This is a genomic window from Amycolatopsis sp. NPDC051371 (assembly GCF_040682155.1).
GTDB lineage: Bacteria > Actinomycetota > Actinomycetes > Mycobacteriales > Pseudonocardiaceae > Amycolatopsis.
In genome coordinates this window covers 41,406-57,936 of the sequence record NZ_JBFBAG010000044.1, presented here as the reverse complement: position 1 = coordinate 57,936, position 16,531 = coordinate 41,406, and the positions used below count along the sequence as shown (strand labels likewise).

The 16,531-nt window shown below is 71.0% G+C and carries 20 protein-coding genes; 1 reads left to right on the top strand and 19 read right to left on the bottom strand.

Annotated elements, in window-relative coordinates; genetic code table 11:
* Positions 1 to 43 precede the first annotated feature (43 nt).
* The 3 genes from pyrH to rpsB form a co-directional block, all read right to left on the bottom strand.
* Positions 44 to 787 (bottom strand): UMP kinase, encoded by a 744-nt coding sequence (gene pyrH, locus AB0M59_RS40405; protein WP_284750389.1) that lies wholly within the window; start codon positions 785 to 787, stop codon positions 44 to 46.
* 154 nt (positions 788 to 941) lie between these two features.
* Positions 942 to 1,757 carry a translation elongation factor Ts gene (gene tsf / locus AB0M59_RS40400; protein ID WP_364626358.1) on the bottom strand — a complete coding sequence of 272 codons (816 nt, stop codon included), beginning with the start codon at positions 1,755 to 1,757 and terminating at the stop codon, positions 942 to 944.
* Positions 1,758 to 1,850: 93 nt separating this feature from the next.
* The gene (rpsB, locus tag AB0M59_RS40395; RefSeq protein WP_364626355.1) at positions 1,851 to 2,735 is read right to left on the bottom strand and encodes a 30S ribosomal protein S2; all 885 of its coding nucleotides are present in this window, start codon (positions 2,733 to 2,735) and stop codon (positions 1,851 to 1,853) included.
* A gap of 1,059 nt (positions 2,736 to 3,794) precedes the next feature.
* Here rpsB and AB0M59_RS40390 point away from each other — a divergent pair.
* Complete coding sequence (locus AB0M59_RS40390; protein WP_364626352.1) at positions 3,795 to 4,298, top strand: M23 family metallopeptidase; 504 nt, start codon at positions 3,795 to 3,797, stop codon at positions 4,296 to 4,298.
* On the opposite strand, the gene AB0M59_RS40385 is transcribed toward AB0M59_RS40390, so the two are convergent.
* The 16 genes from AB0M59_RS40385 to AB0M59_RS40310 all read right to left on the bottom strand — a co-directional run bounded on the left by AB0M59_RS40385 (position 4,299) and on the right by AB0M59_RS40310 (position 16,516).
* A complete protein-coding gene (locus AB0M59_RS40385; protein ID WP_364626349.1) occupies positions 4,299 to 5,147 on the bottom strand; it encodes a FliA/WhiG family RNA polymerase sigma factor in 849 nt (282 codons plus the stop codon). It abuts the gene before it with no gap.
* Positions 5,148 to 5,256: 109 nt separating this feature from the next.
* The gene (locus AB0M59_RS40380; protein WP_364626471.1) at positions 5,257 to 6,240 is read right to left on the bottom strand and encodes a tyrosine recombinase XerC; all 984 of its coding nucleotides are present in this window, start codon (positions 6,238 to 6,240) and stop codon (positions 5,257 to 5,259) included.
* A gap of 103 nt (positions 6,241 to 6,343) precedes the next feature.
* On the bottom strand, positions 6,344 to 7,483 hold the full coding sequence (dprA, locus tag AB0M59_RS40375) for a DNA-processing protein DprA (protein WP_364626346.1): 1,140 nt from the start codon (positions 7,481 to 7,483) through the stop codon (positions 6,344 to 6,346).
* A gap of 110 nt (positions 7,484 to 7,593) precedes the next feature.
* Positions 7,594 to 9,105: a YifB family Mg chelatase-like AAA ATPase gene (locus tag AB0M59_RS40370; protein ID WP_364626343.1), complete on the bottom strand. Its 1,512-nt coding sequence runs from the start codon at positions 9,103 to 9,105 to the stop codon at positions 7,594 to 7,596.
* On the bottom strand, positions 9,105 to 9,482 hold the full coding sequence (locus AB0M59_RS40365; protein ID WP_364626341.1) for a YraN family protein: 378 nt from the start codon (positions 9,480 to 9,482) through the stop codon (positions 9,105 to 9,107). Before AB0M59_RS40365 ends, AB0M59_RS40370 begins: the two co-directional genes overlap by 1 nt.
* A 266-nt stretch (positions 9,483 to 9,748) precedes the next feature.
* Complete coding sequence (locus tag AB0M59_RS40360; protein ID WP_091297407.1) at positions 9,749 to 10,072, bottom strand: DUF2469 domain-containing protein; 324 nt, start codon at positions 10,070 to 10,072, stop codon at positions 9,749 to 9,751.
* Complete coding sequence (locus tag AB0M59_RS40355) at positions 10,069 to 10,911, bottom strand: ribonuclease HII (RefSeq protein ID WP_364626468.1); 843 nt, start codon at positions 10,909 to 10,911, stop codon at positions 10,069 to 10,071. The genes AB0M59_RS40360 and AB0M59_RS40355 overlap by 4 nt, the downstream gene beginning before the upstream one ends.
* A 91-nt stretch (positions 10,912 to 11,002) precedes the next feature.
* On the bottom strand, positions 11,003 to 11,941 hold the full coding sequence (lepB, locus tag AB0M59_RS40350; RefSeq protein WP_364626337.1) for a signal peptidase I: 939 nt from the start codon (positions 11,939 to 11,941) through the stop codon (positions 11,003 to 11,005).
* Between the two features lie 31 nt (positions 11,942 to 11,972).
* The gene (gene rplS, locus AB0M59_RS40345; protein WP_155545319.1) at positions 11,973 to 12,341 is read right to left on the bottom strand and encodes a 50S ribosomal protein L19; all 369 of its coding nucleotides are present in this window, start codon (positions 12,339 to 12,341) and stop codon (positions 11,973 to 11,975) included.
* Between the two features lie 178 nt (positions 12,342 to 12,519).
* Positions 12,520 to 13,266 carry a tRNA (guanosine(37)-N1)-methyltransferase TrmD gene (trmD, locus tag AB0M59_RS40340; RefSeq protein ID WP_364626335.1) on the bottom strand — a complete coding sequence of 249 codons (747 nt, stop codon included), beginning with the start codon at positions 13,264 to 13,266 and terminating at the stop codon, positions 12,520 to 12,522.
* A gap of 4 nt (positions 13,267 to 13,270) precedes the next feature.
* The gene (locus AB0M59_RS40335) at positions 13,271 to 13,504 is read right to left on the bottom strand and encodes a hypothetical protein (RefSeq protein WP_364626332.1); all 234 of its coding nucleotides are present in this window, start codon (positions 13,502 to 13,504) and stop codon (positions 13,271 to 13,273) included.
* The gene (rimM, locus tag AB0M59_RS40330; RefSeq protein WP_364626329.1) at positions 13,501 to 14,013 is read right to left on the bottom strand and encodes a ribosome maturation factor RimM; all 513 of its coding nucleotides are present in this window, start codon (positions 14,011 to 14,013) and stop codon (positions 13,501 to 13,503) included. The genes AB0M59_RS40335 and rimM overlap by 4 nt, the downstream gene beginning before the upstream one ends.
* A 20-nt stretch (positions 14,014 to 14,033) precedes the next feature.
* Positions 14,034 to 14,273 carry an RNA-binding protein gene (locus AB0M59_RS40325; RefSeq protein WP_003103110.1) on the bottom strand — a complete coding sequence of 80 codons (240 nt, stop codon included), beginning with the start codon at positions 14,271 to 14,273 and terminating at the stop codon, positions 14,034 to 14,036.
* Positions 14,270 to 14,713: a 30S ribosomal protein S16 gene (gene rpsP / locus AB0M59_RS40320; protein WP_364626326.1), complete on the bottom strand. Its 444-nt coding sequence runs from the start codon at positions 14,711 to 14,713 to the stop codon at positions 14,270 to 14,272. The genes AB0M59_RS40325 and rpsP overlap by 4 nt, the downstream gene beginning before the upstream one ends.
* 171 nt (positions 14,714 to 14,884) lie before the next feature.
* Positions 14,885 to 15,688 carry a type II CAAX endopeptidase family protein gene (locus AB0M59_RS40315; RefSeq protein WP_364626323.1) on the bottom strand — a complete coding sequence of 268 codons (804 nt, stop codon included), beginning with the start codon at positions 15,686 to 15,688 and terminating at the stop codon, positions 14,885 to 14,887.
* 102 nt (positions 15,689 to 15,790) lie between these two features.
* Positions 15,791 to 16,516, bottom strand: coding sequence for a type II CAAX endopeptidase family protein (locus AB0M59_RS40310; RefSeq protein ID WP_364626320.1), 726 nt, complete (start codon positions 16,514 to 16,516; stop codon positions 15,791 to 15,793).
* Between the last annotated feature and the right edge of the window lie 15 nt (positions 16,517 to 16,531).

Here is a 16,531-nt window from a genome sequence, read left to right as displayed (position 1 = left end):
TCCCGGTGTTGTGATGGTGTGGCGCTTGCTGATCCCAGCAGGTCTAGGCCGGCACCCCGTCGGCGGGGGTGCTGACCAACGTGCCGATTCTTTCACCACTCACCGCGCGGGCGATGTTCCCCTCGGTGAGCAGGTTGAACACGATGATCGGCATGTTGTTGTCCATGCAGAGGCTGAACGCCGTCGCGTCGGCGACCTTGAGGTCCCGCTCCAGCACCTCGCGGTGGGTGATCTCGCGGAACATCTCGGCGGTGGGGTCGCTCTTGGGGTCAGCGGTGTAGACGCCGTCGACGGCCTTGGCCATCAGCACGGCCTCGCAGCCCAGCTCGAGCGCCCGCTGCGCCGCCGCGGTGTCGGTGGAGAAGTACGGCATGCCGACCCCGGCGCCGAAGATCACGACGCGGCCCTTCTCCAGGTGCCGCTCGGCGCGGCGCGGGATGTAGGGCTCGGCGACCTGGCCCATCGTGATGGCGGTCTGCACGCGGGTGGGCAGACCCTCCTTCTCCAGGAAGTCCTGCAGCGCCAAGCAGTTCATCACGGTGCCCAGCATCGCCATGTAGTCGGCGCGGTCGCGGTCCATGCCGCGCACCGACAGCTCGGCGCCGCGGAAGTAGTTGCCGCCGCCGATCACGACCGCGACCTGGACACCGGTGCGGGCGACGTCGGCGATCTGCTGCGCGACCGAGTGGACGACATCCGGATCGACGCCGATGGAACCACCGCCGAACATTTCGCCGCCCAGCTTCAGCAGCACCCGCCGGTAGCCACCTTCGACCCGGTCACCCATCTACGTCGCCTCCTGTGTTGATCGCCGCCTCCGCGGGAGGGAGTGCGTCGGCGGGTGGCCCCTCGGCCCGTCTCCCCGCCTGGACCTGACAGTGCCCCGTCCCCGATGGACGGAGACGGGGCACTGGGGGTGAAACCTATACCCGGACCTGGCCTCAGGCCTGGCCGACCTCGAAGCGCGCGAACTTCGTGATCGTCACGCCCGCCGCGTCGAGCAGGGCCTTGACGGTCTTCTTGTTGTCCTTGACCGAAGGCTGCTCGAGCAGGACGTTGTCCTTGTAGTAAGCGTTGACCTTGCCCTCGATGATCTTCGTGAGGGCCTGCTCCGGCTTGCCCTCTTCACGAGCGGTCTTCTCCGCGATGGAGCGCTCGTTCTCGACGATCTCGGCGGGCACCTCGTCGCGGGTCAGGTACTTCGCGCGCAGCGCGGCGACCTGCATGGCGGCACCGCGGGCGGCCTCGACGTCGTCACCGGTGAACTCGACGAGCACACCGACGGCCGGCGGCAGGTCCGAGCCACGGCGGTGCAGGTAGCTGGTGGTCTGGCCCTCGAAGGACACGACGCGACGCAGCTCGAGCTTCTCGCCGATGCGGGCGGACATCTCCTGGACGACCTCGTTGACGGTCTTGCCCTCCAGCTCGGCGCCCTTGAGGGCGTCCACGTCGCTGGTCTTGAGGGTCTTCGCGACCTCGACGATCTTCGCGGCGAGCGCCTGGAAGTCGGCGTTCTTCGCGACGAAGTCGGTCTCGGAGTCGAGCTCGATCAGGACGCCGCCGTCGCCGGCGACCAGGCCCTCGGCCGTGGCGCGCTCGGCGCGCTTGCCGACGTCCTTGGCGCCCTTGATCCGGAGGAACTCGACGGCCTTGTCGAAGTCGCCGTCGTTCTCCTCCATCGCCTTCTTGCAGTCCATGAAGCCGGCGCCGGTCATCTCGCGCAGGCGCTTCACGTCAGCGGCGGTGTAGTTCGCCATTCTGCTAAATCCGTCCTTTTCAGGTACGTGAAATCTTGGGGGGTGCTACGCCCGTGCGGCCGGCGCGAAGCCGGCCGCACGGGCAGCGGTGCATCAGGAGGAGGCGGTGGCCTGCTCGGCGGGGGCCTCGGCCGGCGTCTCGACCGGAGCCTCGACGGCAGCGGCGGCCTCGGTCGCGTCGGCGGCGGCGGTCTCGGAGCCGGCGAGCAGCTCCTTCTCCCACTCGGCCAGCGGCTCGTCCGTGGCGACACCCGGCTCCGGCTTCGTGTCCGCGGAGGCACCGTTGCGGCTGGAGCGCTGCATGAGACCGGCGGCCGCGGCCTCGGCGACGACCTTGGTCAGCAGAGCGGCCGAGCGGATCGCGTCGTCGTTGCCCGGGATCGGGTAGTCGACCTCGTCCGGGTCGCAGTTGGTGTCCAGGATCGCGACGACCGGGATGTTCAGCTTCCGAGCCTCGCCGACGGCGATGTGCTCCTTCTTCGTGTCGACGATCCACACGATGCTCGGCACCTTGGCCATGTCGCGGATACCGCCGAGGGTCTTCTCGAGCTTGTCCTTCTCGCGGGTCAGCGTCAGGATCTCGCGCTTGGTGAGACCTTCGAAGCCGCCGGTCTGCTCGCGCGACTCGAGCTCCTTGAGGCGAAGGAGACGCTTGTGCACGGTCTGGAAGTTGGTCAGCATGCCGCCGAGCCAGCGCTGGTTCACGTAGGGCATGCCCACGCGGGAGGCTTCGGCCGCGATGGCTTCCTGAGCCTGCTTCTTGGTGCCGACGAACATGATCGTGCCACCGTGCGCGACGGTTTCCTTGATGAACTCGAAGGCGCGGTCGATGTAGGTCAGCGTCTGCTGCAGGTCGATGATGTAGATGCCATTGCGCTCGGTGAAGATGTAGCGCTTCATCTTCGGGTTCCACCGACGAGTCTGGTGCCCGAAGTGCACGCCGCTGTCGAGCAGCTGCTTCATGGTGACGACGGCCATTGCCGGAATCAACCTCTTCTGTGTCGTGCGCGTTCGCGGCGGTCCGCCGGTCACGCGCTACTCGGTTTTGTCGCTCGCGGCCGGGTGGCCGCTCGCCCTGGTGCCCGTGGCGGTGTCCGGACCCTGAGGAGTGAGGAACCCCAGGGACCGCCGGACATCGTGCGACTCGCCGGCCGAAATTCCGCCGGGGATCGCGCACGTGCACGCGAAGTCAGCCCACTCACGTGGACCGCGGAAAAGATTCTACCCCCTGCCACCAGCCCCTCCCCCACCGGCGGCCGCGGACGGACGGAGTTGTCCACATCGGGTCCGGTTGTCCACAGATTCAGCTTCCCCTCCCCGCGGCGGTCTCCGGTGCCGCAGGCTGGAGAGGTGAAGTTGATCAGCGGTTTCCGATGGTGGGTGGCGGGTCGTGATTTGGCCGTGATCGCCCTGGTCACGGTGGGTTTTACGGGGGTGTTCGGTGCTTGGACTTCAGAGCCTGCGGCGGTGGCGTGGTCGGCCGGATCGGGTGCGGCGGTCGGTGGTGGGGCCGCCCGATCGGGTGTGGTAGCGACGCTGGGGCTGGGGATACCTGCCGCCCAGACGGGCGACCTCGGACCGCCACCCGTGCCGCCACGAGCAGGCGACCTCAGGTCACCCGCGCCGCCACAGACAAGCGATCTCGAGTCCTCATCCGCGCCGCCACGAGCAGGCGACCTCAGGTCACCCGCGCCGCCACAGACAAGCGATCTCGAGCCCTCATCCGCGCCGCTACGGGCGGGCGACCTCGACCCACCACCTGCGCCGCCATGGGCGGGCAACGTCGGACCCCCACCGACACCGCCACCCCCAGCGGGCGATCTCGAGCCCTCACCCGCGCTGCCGCGGGCAGACTCGAAGCTGACTGCACCCGGCGAATCGGCAACGACCCTCCGGTCGGCCACGCCCGCAGCGGGTCCCCGCCCACCCGCACTCGAGCCCGCGGAGCCCGCACCAGCCGGCTCGGCATCTGGGCCCCGGGCAGCCACTCCGGAAGTCGCCGGATCGCCGTCGACCGAAGCCTGGGCCACCGCGCTCATGGCGAGCCCGGCCTGGCCGGCCTCCCGCACGTTCGCCGAACTCCAGCTCCCGGCCGGCGATCCGCGAGCGGTGCGGCAAGCGCGGCTGTCCTGGCCGTTGTCACCCGATCCGGGGGTCACGAAATACTTCGACGCCCCGGAAACGCCCTACGGCGCCGGGCACCGCGGCGTCGACCTGGCCGCCGTGCCCGCGCAGGAGGTGCTGGCCGCCGATGCCGGTGTTGTCGTCTTCGCCGGGCTCGTGGCCGGGCGGCCCGTGATCTCCGTCGACCACGACGGTGGCCTGCGCACCACCTACGAGCCCGTCGAGCCGAAGGTGGCCGTCGGGGATCAGGTCTACCGGGGGCAGGTGCTCGGGTCCGTCCTGGCCGGGCACCCCGGCTGCGCGATCGCCGCCTGCCTGCACTGGGGCGTGCGGCGCGGCGACGAGTACGTCGATCCCCTCGCCCTGACCGGTGAGGTGGGCGAGTTCCGGCTCAAGCCGTGGGGAGGTGGTCCGTGATCAGGAGCCGGTCTGCTCGACCAGCTTGGCGCGCAGCCGCATGACCGCCCGCGTGTGCAGCTGGCTGACCCGCGACTCCGTGACGCCGAGGACCTTGCCGATCTCGGCGAGGGTCAGGCTCTCGAAGTAGTAGAGGCTGACCACGATCTTGTCGCGCTCGGTCAGCTGCCCGATGGCCTGCGCGAGCTGGCGGCGGTTGTCCTGGTCGACGAGCACCGCGACCGGGTCGACGGCGTCGTCGTCGGGCAGCGTGTCGACCAGCGAGCCGCTGTCCTTGCCCGCGGCCACCAGGTCCTCCAGCGCGACAACGCTGGTGAGCTGCAGCTGACCGTAGAAGTCGCGCAGGTCGTCGAGGCCGATGCCGAGCTCGGCGGCGAGCTCCGCGTCGGTCGGCGTGCGGTTCAGGCGGGCGCCGAGGCGCTCCATCGCGCGCTCGGCCTCCTTGGCCTTGCTGCGGACGGCGCGCGGCACCCAGTCCTGCGAACGGAGGTCGTCGAGGATCGCGCCGCGAATGCGCTGCATCGCGTACGTCTCGAAGCGCAGGCCGCGCTCGGGGTCGAACTTCTCGATCGCGTCGACCAGCCCGAAGATGCCGGACTGCACGAGGTCGCCCACGTCGACGTGAGTCGGCAGGCCGGTACCGACCCGGCCCGCGACGTACTTGACCAGCGGGGCGTAGTGCAGCACGAGCCGATCGCGCGACGACTGGTCGGGGCTGTCGGCGAACTGCCGCCACAGCGCCGCGATCCCGGCGTCGACGTCGTAGGCGGCCCGCGTTTCCGCGGGCACGGCGGCGTCACCGCGAGTGGTCACTCCGGTGGCGTCGGTCACGTGCGGTCCTGCGGTCATTGCACAGTCGTTCTCGGCATGCGGCTCAGTGTCGTCTCCGTGCTCGTGCGGATGCGCGTGCGCCGCCGGGCCCGCTGGTGACGACCCCGGCGAGACTCCCCGGGCCGCCTCAGGCCCTGGGGTGCGCTCGGTCATGGATCGCTTTCAACCGGTCGACGGTCACATGAGTGTAGAGCTGCGTCGTGGCAAGCGTAGCGTGACCAAGCAGTTCCTGAACGCTCCTGAGATCGGCACCCCCCTCCAGCAGATGCGTCGCGGCCGAATGCCGCAGGCCGTGGGGCCCCATGTCGGCCGTTCCGGGCACCGCCGTGACGGCGTCGTGCACCACGCGCCGCACCGCACGCGGGTCGACACGTTTTCCCCGCACACCGAGGAAAAGCGCGGGTTCGACACCTTCACCGGCGGTTTCCGCGACGATCTTCGGCCGCCCGCCGGTGATCCAGTCGTCCAGCGCTTCCGCCGCCGGGACGCCGAACGGCACCACGCGTTCCTTGCCGCCCTTGCCGAGCACCGTCACGACACGACGGGAGAAATCGGCCTCGCCGACGTCCAACCCGCACAACTCGGACACGCGGATGCCGGTGGCATAGAGCAGCTCGACCATCGCGCGATCACGCAGCGCGACAGGATCACGTTGGGCCGCGCCGGCCGCCGACGCCCGCATGACCTCCCCCGCCTGTGCGGCACGCAGCACCCCCGGCAGGGTGCGGTGCGCCCGCGGGGCGGCGAGCCGCACGCCCGGGTCGGTCGCGAGGACGCCGGTGCGGTGCGCCCAGGCGGTGAACGTCCGCGCCGAGGCGGCGCGCCGCGCGAGCGTCGTCCGGCTCGCCCCGCCGGACTGCTGGGCGGCGAGCCACGCCCGCAGCCGGGCAAGGTCCAGTTCCGCGAGCCCACCGCCGCCGTCGACGACGAACCCCAGCAGCGACACCGCGTCGCCGATGTACGCCCGGACGGTGTGCGCCGACAGGCCCCGTTCCAGCCCGAGGTGCCGTTCGTAGGCCGTGACAACGGCCTGGACCGGCTCGGGCAGCCCGGCCCGGAGCGCGCGCAGGTCCGGGCGGCGGCCCCGGCCGGAGCGTGATGGCGACGGCATGGATGTCACGCTGCGCGAACAACCGCCCTCGGTCAAGGATCGCCACGCGGACCCACCGGACCGGCCGAACACTTTCGACGATTTCGCCCGGAATTCGTGGGGTTCACGCGCTTTCCCTCCGTCGTCGCCACCCCGCTTCCCCGCGGACGGCGAATCCGTCGATCTCCAGCGCGGGCAGCAACGCCCGTACTTTCCGCAGCGGGAGCCCGGATTCGGCCGCGATTTCGGAGTCTGACCGGTCTGCGCGCGCGGCGAGCGCCTCGTACGCCCGCAACGCCTCGGGGCCCAGCCGGTCGGTGGGCCGTTTCGGCCGCGCGGCCTGGTCCTCGGCGACGCCGAAGTGGCCCACGGCCTCGAGAACCTCGTCGACCGTCGAGACGAGCGTCGCCCGGGCGTCGCGGATCAGCTCGTGGCAGCCGACGGACATCCCGGACGAGATGGGCCCCGGCACCGCCATCACCACCTTGCCGAGGGCACCGGCGGTGCTCGCGGTGTTGCGGGCGCCGCTGCGGCGTCCGGCCTCGACGACCAAGGTGCCCTCGGTGAGCGCGGCGATGAGCCGGTTGCGGACGAGGAAGCGGTGCCGGGCCGGCGGCGTGCCGGGCGGGTACTCGCTGACGACCGCGCCGCCGTTGCGGACGATCCGGTTCAGCAGCCCGACGTGGCCCGCCGGATAACCCGCGTCGACGGCGCAGCCGAGCACCGCGACGGTGACCCCTTCGGCGGCGAGCGCACCGCGGTGGGCGGCGCCGTCGATGCCGTAGGCCGCACCCGAGAACACCGGGACGCCCCGGCTGGCCAGCCCGTACGACAACTCGGCGGCGTGGTGCTCGCCGTACTCGGTGGCCGCCCGCGCCCCGACCACGGCGACGGCGCGATCGGCGGCGGTGCCGAGCGCGACGTCGCCGGAGACCCAGAGCGCCAGCGGAGCGACGGCTTCGGTCACGCCGCGCCGGGCCGCGAGATCGAGGGCGAGCAGTGGCCAGGCGGGCCATTCGTCGTCCTCGGGAACGACCAGCCGGGCACCGGCCGCGGCGGCTCGCGCGAAGTCCTGGTCGACGAGGTCGTACCCGCGGCGCGCTTCGGTCGCCTTGAGCACTTCGGGCGGACAGTCGCCTCGGCGGACCCGGGCGGCCGCGTCGATCGGACCGAGATGGGCCACGAAGGCGACCAGTGCCGGGGCCGGGGGTTCGGCCACCCGCAGGAGATAGGCCCGGGCCCGGCGCAGCTCGTCGGGGCTCATGCTGGCCGCGGAAGGGGGTGGTTCGTCGGGACTCAGACCGTCGCGCGGAGCACAACCGGACTCGTCCGGATTCACGCTGCCGACCGCCGCGGGGCGCGACTCCTCCGGGCTCATGCCGCCACCCGCTCTCGGAAGGCGAGCGCCGAGCTGACCTGGTCGGTTCCAGGGCGTTTCTCGCCGTCCAGGTCGGCCAATGTCCATGCGATCCGCAAACACCTATCGGCTCCTCGGCCGCTCAAGGCTCCGCGTTCCATGGCGCGATCGAGCAGGGTTGTGGCTTCGTTGGCCAAGGCGAACTGGCGCCGCAGCGTCGGTCCGGGCACCTCCGAGTTGGATAGCCAGCCGTGCTCACGCCATCGGCGCGCCGCACGTCTACGAGCCTCGAGCACTCGTCCGCGGACGGCTTCCGACGATTCGGCCGCCCCGGTGTCGTGCGCGCTGATCGCGCTCAGCGGCCGTAACCGCACCCGCAGGTCGACGCGATCGAGCAGCGGTCCGGAGAGCCGGCCGAGGTAGCGACGCCGGGCCGTCGGCGAGCACACGCAGTCGGCGTCTTTCGGTGGCGCGCACGCACAGGGATTGCTGGCCAGCACGAGCTGGAACCGCGCCGGGTAGGTGATCGAGCCCTTGACCCGGGCGATGCGCACCTCGCCCTCTTCGAGCACGGTCCGCAGCGATTCGAGACACTGCGCGCCGAACTCGCAAACTTCGTCGAGAAACAACACGCCCCGGTGGGCCCGGCTGATCGCGCCCGGCGACGCGATTCCGCTGCCACCGCCGATCAGTGCCGCGATGGAGATCGAATAGTGCGGGGCTACGAACGGCGGCACCACGACCAACGGCGAGGCCTTCGACAACGAGCCGTCGACCGAATGGACCGCGGTGACCTCCAGCGACTCCTCCTGCGACAACCGGGGCAGCAGGCTGGGCAGCCGTTTCGCCAGCATCGTCTTGCCCACTCCGGGCGGCCCGGTGAGCAACAGGTGGTGCCCGCCCGCGGCAGCGACCTCCAGGGCCCAGCGAGCCTCGGGCTGGCCGACGACGTCGGCCAGGTCCGGTACCTCGGGTACCGGCGCCGGACCCGGCGGTTCCGGACGCGCCAAGTCGGCTTCGCCCCTGAGCCAGGCCACGAGATCGCGTAGGTGAAGGGCGCCTACGACGTCGATGCCGTCCACGAGCGCCCCTTCGGCGAGGGAGTCCGCCGGCACCACGGCTCGTTCGTAACCCGCCATGCGCGCGGCGAGCAAGCCGGGGAGGACTCCCCGGACCGCGCGGATCCGGCCGTCCAAGGCGAGTTCGCCCAGCAGCACCGTCCCGAGCAGCCGCGTCGCCGGGACAGCCCCTTGCGCGGCGAGGACAGCCACCGCGATGCCCAGGTCGTAGGCCGAGCCGACCTTCGGCAAGTTCGCGGGAGAGAGGCCCAGGGTCACCTTCCCGTCGGGCCAAGGCTGCCCGGAGTTGCGCACCGCCGAACGGACACGATCTTTCGCCTCGCGAAGTCCGGCGTCCGGGAGCCCGACGAGCGTGACGCGGCTCAACCCGCCACCCAGGTCGGCTTCGATCTCGATGATCCGGCCGTCGATGCCCAGGAGCGTCGCCGACCAGGCTTTGGCGATGGGCATCAGAACGCCGCCTCGATGTGCTGGAGGCGGGGGCGCGTGCCGGGCTCGGCGAGGATCGTCACGACGTCGTAGCGGACCGGGCACCAGCCGATCCGGAACTCGCGCAGCCAGCGCTGGGCGGCTCGGCGCACGCGGCCGGCCTTCTCTTCCGTGACGGTCTCCGACGGCAGGCCGAACTCGGTGCCGGTGCGGGTCTTGACCTCGCAGAACACGACGCGGGTGCGGTCGGTGAGGATGAGGTCGATCTCGCCTTCGCGGCAGCGCCAGTTGCGGCCGAGCAGGACGAGGCCGCGGTCCTGCAGGTGCCGGGCGGCGAGGTCTTCGCCCCACGCGCCCAGGTCGCGGCGGTGTCTTGCGAGCTGGTCGGTGCCCGTCATCGTGTTCGCCCCCTCGTCGGTGCGCCGGTCACCGGGGCGGTCCCGGCGATCACGGTGCGTGTGCGTTCGACGATGCCAGGGGGCGGGGCGGCGAAACCAGAGCGGGATCGCCGGACTGTGGACAACCGGGGGTATGTGGACAACCGGTCCACGGAACGCGGCGGAACGGCCCGAACTGTCGGCCCGCCGTGCTAGGGCGCTGAAAGATCACGCAAACGAACCGCGCCGGCTCGTCCAGGACGAACCGGCGCGGGTGAAAGACCAGCTCAGCCCGAGAACGGGCCGTCTTCGGGCAGCCGGAGGTCCGGCTTGTCGAGCTCCTCGACGTTGACGTCCTTGAACGTGATGACGCGGACGTGCTTGACGAAGCGGGCCGGGCGGTACATGTCCCAGACCCACGCGTCGGACATGCGGACCTCGAAGTACACCTCGCCGCCGCCGTCACGGACCTGGACGTCGACCGCGTTCGCCAGGTAGAACCGCCGCTCGGTCTCCACCACGTACGAGAACTGACTCACTATGTCGCGGTACTCGCGGTACAGCGAGAGCTCCATCTCGGTCTCGTACTTCTCGAGATCCTCTGCGCTCATGAAATCCGCGCCCCTCCTCGGGATCGTGCTGCTGCTCCGCCGGCGGAGCGTTCATTGTGACCCACACCCGCGGCCGGGGCATGCAGCGGCAGGCTGAGTTGTGGCTCGAGTGCCTCGTCGAGGACCGCGGCGAGCCCCGCGCCGGCGCCGGCTTCCATGGCCTTTTCCAGCGCCGCGTAGGTCAGCAGGACCGGCCGCGCGGGCCGCACGCCGTGCTTGATGGCCACCGTCGCGACGTTCGTGTACGACCAGCGGTGGACGTCGCTGGGGCCGTGCTCGCGCAGCGCCGCCAGGTGGTCGGACGTGCTGTAACCCTTGTGCACGTCGAAACCGTAGTGCGGGAGGTCGTCGTGGTGGCCCGCCATGATGCGGTCGCGCGTCACCTTCGCCAGCACCGACGCGGCCGCGATGCACGCCACCGAACGGTCGCCCTTGATCACCGCCGCGTTCGGGGCCGTGAGGCCCGGGACCCGGAAGCCATCGGTGAGGATGTAGCCCGGGGACACGCGCAGCGCCGTCGCGGCGCGCCGCATGCCTTCCAGGTTCATCACCCGGATGCCGTAGAGGTCGACCTCCGCGGTGGGGATGACGATCACGGAGTAGTCGACGGCCCGGGCGAGGACCACGTCGTAGACCCGGTCGCGCGCCTTGGCCGTCATCAGCTTGGAGTCCGTCAGCTCGGTCAGCTTCGCCGCGTCGCCCTGCTTGAGCACGCACGCCGCGACCACGAGTGGCCCCGCGCACGCCCCGGCGCCGGCTTCGTCCACACCGGCGACCGGGCCGAGGCCACGGCGGTCGAGGGCGCCCTGCAGACCCCAGAAGAGGTCGCCGCGCACCACGGCCCGCGGCGGCCGGATCGGCTCGGCCGCGGTGAGGGGAACGGGAAGAGTCAAGGCTGGATCACCCGTCTGCCGGCACGGATCGGGGTGGCTAGCGTTTCCGCCCGGCCGCCCGGCGTACTCCGGACTTGAGCTTGCGCCCGACGAAGAGCGCCGGCCAGGCCGCCGCGATGCCGGCCCCGAGCGGGACGCCGCTCTGCCACGCCGGCGCGCCGAGCGCCACCGGCTGGGCCGCTTCCTGCGGGTTGTGGTCGGTGATGCCACCCCACCGGCCCGGCGGCAGGACGATGATCCGCGCCTTGCCGATGATGTTGTCCACCGGGACCGCGCCGTTCACGCCGCCGCCGCCCTGGAACCGGGAGTCGTCGGAGTTGTTGCGGTTGTCGCCCATGACCCAGACCGTCCCCGCGGGGACCTTGACCGGTTCGAAGGTGTGCTCCGTCTGGTTGGACGGGTCTTCCCAGTGGACGTACGGCTCGTCGAGCCCCTTGCCGTCCACGACGACCCGGCCCTGCGTGTCGCAGCACTGGACGGTCTGGCCGCCGACCGCGATCACGCGCTTGACGAAGTCGCGCTCGTCCGGCGGGGCGAACCCGACCAGCGAGCCGAGACCACGCAGACCCTGGACGACGATGTTGCTCGACTCCTGCGGGGCGATCTCGTTGTTGACCCACGCCGGCGGACCCTTGAACACGATCACGTCACCCGGCGAGGGCTCGGTGAAGTCGTAGGTGACCCGGTCGACGAGGATCCGGTCACCGGTGCACCCGGGGCAACCGTGCAGGGTGGCCTCCATGGACCCCGAGGGGATCATGAAGACCTTCGCGAGGAACGTCTGGATCAAGATCGTGAGCACCAGGGCGATCACGAGCAGGATCGGCAGTTCCTTCCAGAACGACCGTTTCTTGGCGGGCTTGGCTCGCCGCCGTCGGGATCCCCCGCGCTCCTCGGAGCGGGACCGCCTGGGCTGGTCCTCCTCGGAGCGATCGGGGTCATCCTCAGGAGCGTTCTGGGACACGGGTTCGGCCACGTCGTCAGGCTACCGGTAACCGGGTTGTGACTCAGTTAGCCGAGGCCGTCTCGCGGTTCTCGCGGCGCTCCTTGATCTTGGCCTTCTTGCCGCGCAGGTCGCGCAGGTAGTACAGCTTCGCGCGCCGCACGTCACCGCGCTTGTGGACCTCGACCTCGGCCACGTTCGGCGAGTGCACCGGGAAGGTGCGCTCCACGCCGACGCCGAAGGAGACCTTGCGAACGGTGAAGGTCTCCCGGATGCCGCCGCCCTGACGCCGGATCACGACGCCCTGGAAGACCTGGTTGCGCTCGCGGTTGCCCTCGATGACGCGGACGTGCACCTTGAGCGTGTCGCCCGGGCGGAAGGCCGGGATGTCGGAACGCAGTGACTGCTTGTCCAGCGCGTCCAGGGTGTTCATCGGTGGTCCGTCCTCGTCTTCGTATGGCTTGCGTACACGTCCCCGATGGCCGCACGGCGCGCAACGGTGAAGCTGCGGGCGACCCAAGGGGGCTGATGGCGGGCTCATGGACGACGAGGTCCACTCACGCCAACCTGTCAAGTATTACAGACCGGGTTCCGGCGGAAGCACCGGCCCCCTACGCCTGCTCGGGGTCCAAGCCCTCCAGGACCCCGCGATCGTGCTTGTCGAGGCTGCCTTCCGGCAGTGCCGCCAGGAGATCCGGGCGGCGGTGGGCGGTGCGTTCCAGGGCCTGGTCGCGCCGCCAGCGGTCGATCAGCGCGTGGTTGCCGGACCGCAGGACCTCGGGCACCGCCAAGTCCCGCCAGACCTCCGGACGGGTGTAGCTCGGCCCTTCGAGCAGGCCGTCGGAGAACGAGTCCTCGGCCGCGGACCGCGCGTTGCCCAGCACGCCGGGCAGCAGCCGGACGACGGCCTCGACGATGACGAGCACCGCCGCCTCGCCGCCGACCAGGACGTAGTCGCCGATCGACACCTCGTCGACCGGCATCCGGCGGGCGGCGTCGTCGACGACGCGCTGGTCGATGCCCTCGTACCGGCCGCACGCGAAGACCAGGTGCTTCTCCTCGGCGTAGGCGTGCGCGAGCTCCTGGGTGAACGGCCGCCCGGCCGGGGTCGGCACGACCAGCCGGGTCTCCGGACGGCAGACGTCGTCCAGCGCCGGGCCCCAGATCTGCGGTTTCATCACCATGCCGGGCCCGCCGCCGTACGGCGCGTCGTCGACCGCGCGGTGGACGTCGTGGGTCCAGTCCCGCAGGTCGTGCACGCCGACCTCGATCAGGCCGCGGTCGATCGCCCGGCCCAGCAGCGCGGCGCGCAGCGGGTCGAGGTACTCGGGGAAGATCGTGACGACGTCGATGCGCAAGCGGTCACCAGTTCCGGTACTCGGTGGCCTCGGCGTGCCACCGGACGTAGTGCTGCTGCCCGCCGTGCGACGGGATCGGCGTGCAACTGCCGCCCTCGCAGAGCGATTCGCCGGTCACGCGCTCGGCGTAGCAGGTGCCGTTGCCGCTGCGCTGGAACATCAGCGAAAAGTCGCCGTGGGTCGCGGCGTGCGCGGGCGGGGCGAGCACCGCGGCAGCCGCGATCTTCCCGGGCTTCATGCGTCCAGCAGGCCTTCCGGCGGGTCGAGCACGACCCGGCCGCCCGCGATGTCCACGGTGGGGACGATCGCGAGGACGAACGGCACCAGCACCTCGCGGCCCTCGACGTCGAGCTCCAGCAACTCGCCCGCGGGCGAGTGGACGACCTCGACGACCTTGCCCACGACCGTCCCGTCGAGCAGTTCGGCGCGGAGGCCGGCCAGCTCGTGGTCGTAGAACTCCTCGGGATCGCCGGTGGGCGGCAGCGTGTCGGTGTCGGCGAGTAGGAGGGCACCTCGCAGCGTCTCGGCGACGTCGCGGGTCAGGACCTCCTCGAAACGCACCAGCAGCCGCCCGCTGTGTTCGCGGGCGGCTGCGATGGTGAGGTCCCTCTTGCTGCCGTCACGCAGCTTCGTCGTGACGACAGCGCCGATCTTGAACCGCTGGTCGGGCGAGTCCGTGCGCACGTCCACCGCGAGCTCCCCGCGGATTCCGTGCGCCTTGGCGATGCGACCGACGACAACGTCCATGATGGGTTCCGAAACAGGTCTCAGCGGTCGGTGTCGACGACGTCCACGCGGACGCCGCGGCCACCGATGCCACCCATGACGGTGCGCAGGGCGGTCGCCGTGCGACCACCCCGGCCGATCACCTTGCCGAGGTCGTCGGGGTGCACGTGCACCTCGAGCGTCCGGCCACGGCGCGTGGTCAGCAGCTCGACCCGGACCTCGTCCGGGTTGTCGACGATTCCGCGCACCAGGTGCTCGAGGGAGTCAGCCAGAAAGCTCACTCGGCCTTCTCACCCTCGGTGGCTTCGGCCTTCTCGGCCTCGGCCTTCTTGGGGGCGGACTTCTTCTTCGGCGTGGTGGCCTCGGTGGAGGGCTCCTCGCCGGCCGCGGCCAGGGCCGCGTTGAACAGGTCCTGCTTGGACGGCTTCGGCTCGGCCACCTTCAGGGTGCCCTCGGCGCCCGGCAGGCCCTTGAACTTCTGCCAGTCACCGGTGATCTCGAGCAGGCGCTGGACCGGCTCGGTCGGCAGCGCGCCGACACCCAGCCAGTACTGGGCGCGCTCGGAGACGACCTCGATCAGGCTCGGCTCTTCCTTCGGGTGGTACTTGCCGATCGTCTCGATGGCCTTGCCGTCCCGGCGGGTGCGCGCGTCGGCGACGATGATGCGGTAGTACGGCGCACGGATCTTGCCGAGGCGCTGCAGCTTGATCTTGACGGCCACGGGTGTGGGTTCTCCTCGAATCTCTCTGGTGCTGGGCTGGGCGCACGCGGGCCGAGTGGGGACACGGTCGCGGGCACCCGAAGGTCAGGAGCTTTCGCACGGTGAGAGGGTCCGGCGGAAGCAGGCAATGTGCCATTCTGCCAGACGGCCCCGGCGCACCGGGAAAGAGGCTCAGAAAGAGGCCACTCCGAGCGCCCCGAGCAGGATGGTGAGCGCCGGCAGGAAGTTGTTCACCTGGTGCGCGACGATGCTCGCCGGCAGCCGCCCGGTGACGAGCCGCGCCAGTCCGATCGGCACCGCGATGACCAGCAGCAACGTGGTGCGCAGCGGCTCGAGGTGGCTGGCCGCGAACACCGCCGTGCACAGCAGGAACGCCGCGACGCGGCCCCAGCGCTCGCTGCGCCACTGCAGCTGTTCGGCGGCGCCCCAGAGCAGGCCGCGGTAGATGATCTCTTCGCAGATCGGCCCGAGCAGCCACAGGTAGACGAACATCACGATGGCCGCCGAGATCGACATCTTCCGGTCCTCGACCAGCGCGCTGATCGCCGACGTCGCGTTGGCGTTGCCGACCAGCTGCGTCCAGAGGTAGGCGCCGACGGTGGTGAAGACGAGCCCGACGCAGCCGAACCGGAAGCCGGTCTTCACGTCGGCCCAGCGCCACTCGAGCCGCAGGTCGATGACGGGCCCGTTGCCCCGCAGGTACGTGATCAGCACCGCGACGCCGGCCGCGATCATCGTCGGCAGCATGGTGCCGAGCAGCACGACCCGGATCGGCAGCGGGCCCGGACCGGTGTCGCCGACCAGCACCGACACGAACGCGGCCGAGGACAGCAGCACGGCTTCGACGAGCAGGAACGCCCCGAAGCCCCACCGGTGCCGCCGCTCGGGCGGCAGGAACACCGTCGCGGCGGGCTCTTCGGGCTCGGGGAACGGCGGCGCGTCGGAAGCCGGGTCCCCGGGCTGGGAAGTGGTCACGCCTTGCCCTCCGCGGTCGCTCGGCTCCTACGTCGAGCGTAGCGGCCGGAAAGTGATCACACAGTATCCGTCCGACTACTGTCCACGATCTTCGCAGCCGGTTCAGTGCGCGACGAACAGCAGGACCGCCGGCGGCAGGTTGTTGGCGGCGTGCGCGATCACCCCGGCGCTCACCCGGCCGGACAGGTGCCGGGCCAGGCCGATCGCGATGCCCTGGCCGAACAAGGCGATCGTGCGGGTCGGCTCGCCGTGCAGCTGGGCGAACACCAGCGAGGTGAGCAGGAGCACCACCCACGGCGGGACCCGATGGAACTGCAGCGCGTTCCACAGCGTGCCGCGGACCAGCAGCTCCTCCGTGATCGGCGCGCCGGCGATCACGATCACCGCGGCGAGCACCAGCCAGACGGTGTCGCCGTCGAAGGTGTCGGCGAGGTCGCTCAGTGGGCTGTCCGAGACGTCGTCGGCGCCGTAGACGGCGATCAGCACCAGGTTGAGGCCGTAGCCGACGACCAGCGCGAGCGCGCCGCAGGCGAGGCCGATCCGGACGTCGCGCCACGTCGGCTTGAGCCCGAAGTCGGCCCGCAGGCCCTCGCCCCAGCGCCACGAACCCACCGCCGGCCCGAGGCCGAGCAGCAGGTTGGGCACGAACGCCAGGAGCAGCAGCGGGCCGATGTCGTGCAGCTCGAGGGGGTCGAACTCGCCGACGTTGCGGTTGACCGCCGCGGCGATGACGAGGTTGATCAGGTAGTAGCCGGCGATGCCCGCGAAGAACGCCGCGAAGCACCAGTGCGCCCCCAGCACGCGCCGTGCGCCGTCGTCGTCCGTCACGGCCCCAACGCTAAA

What these genes read in the sequence shown, in the direction of transcription:
- pyrH (WP_284750389.1), bottom strand. Translation starts at nt 787, where the DNA reads ATGGGTGACCGGGTCGAAGGTGGCTACCGGCGGGTGCTGCTGAAGCTG.
- tsf (WP_364626358.1), bottom strand. Translation starts at nt 1,757, where the DNA reads ATGGCGAACTACACCGCCGCTGACGTGAAGCGCCTGCGCGAGATGACC.
- rpsB (WP_364626355.1), bottom strand. Translation starts at nt 2,735, where the DNA reads ATGGCCGTCGTCACCATGAAGCAGCTGCTCGACAGCGGCGTGCACTTC.
- AB0M59_RS40390 (WP_364626352.1), top strand. Translation starts at nt 3,795, where the DNA reads ATGGCGAGCCCGGCCTGGCCGGCCTCCCGCACGTTCGCCGAACTCCAG.
- AB0M59_RS40385 (WP_364626349.1), bottom strand. Translation starts at nt 5,147, where the DNA reads ATGACCGCAGGACCGCACGTGACCGACGCCACCGGAGTGACCACTCGC.
- AB0M59_RS40380 (WP_364626471.1), bottom strand. Translation starts at nt 6,240, where the DNA reads ATGCCGTCGCCATCACGCTCCGGCCGGGGCCGCCGCCCGGACCTGCGC.
- dprA (WP_364626346.1), bottom strand. Translation starts at nt 7,483, where the DNA reads ATGAGCCCCGACGAGCTGCGCCGGGCCCGGGCCTATCTCCTGCGGGTG.
- AB0M59_RS40370 (WP_364626343.1), bottom strand. Translation starts at nt 9,105, where the DNA reads ATGCCCATCGCCAAAGCCTGGTCGGCGACGCTCCTGGGCATCGACGGC.
- AB0M59_RS40365 (WP_364626341.1), bottom strand. Translation starts at nt 9,482, where the DNA reads ATGACGGGCACCGACCAGCTCGCAAGACACCGCCGCGACCTGGGCGCG.
- AB0M59_RS40360 (WP_091297407.1), bottom strand. Translation starts at nt 10,072, where the DNA reads ATGAGCGCAGAGGATCTCGAGAAGTACGAGACCGAGATGGAGCTCTCG.
- rplS (WP_155545319.1), bottom strand. Translation starts at nt 12,341, where the DNA reads ATGAACACCCTGGACGCGCTGGACAAGCAGTCACTGCGTTCCGACATC.
- AB0M59_RS40335 (WP_364626332.1), bottom strand. Translation starts at nt 13,504, where the DNA reads ATGAAGCCCGGGAAGATCGCGGCTGCCGCGGTGCTCGCCCCGCCCGCG.
- rimM (WP_364626329.1), bottom strand. Translation starts at nt 14,013, where the DNA reads ATGGACGTTGTCGTCGGTCGCATCGCCAAGGCGCACGGAATCCGCGGG.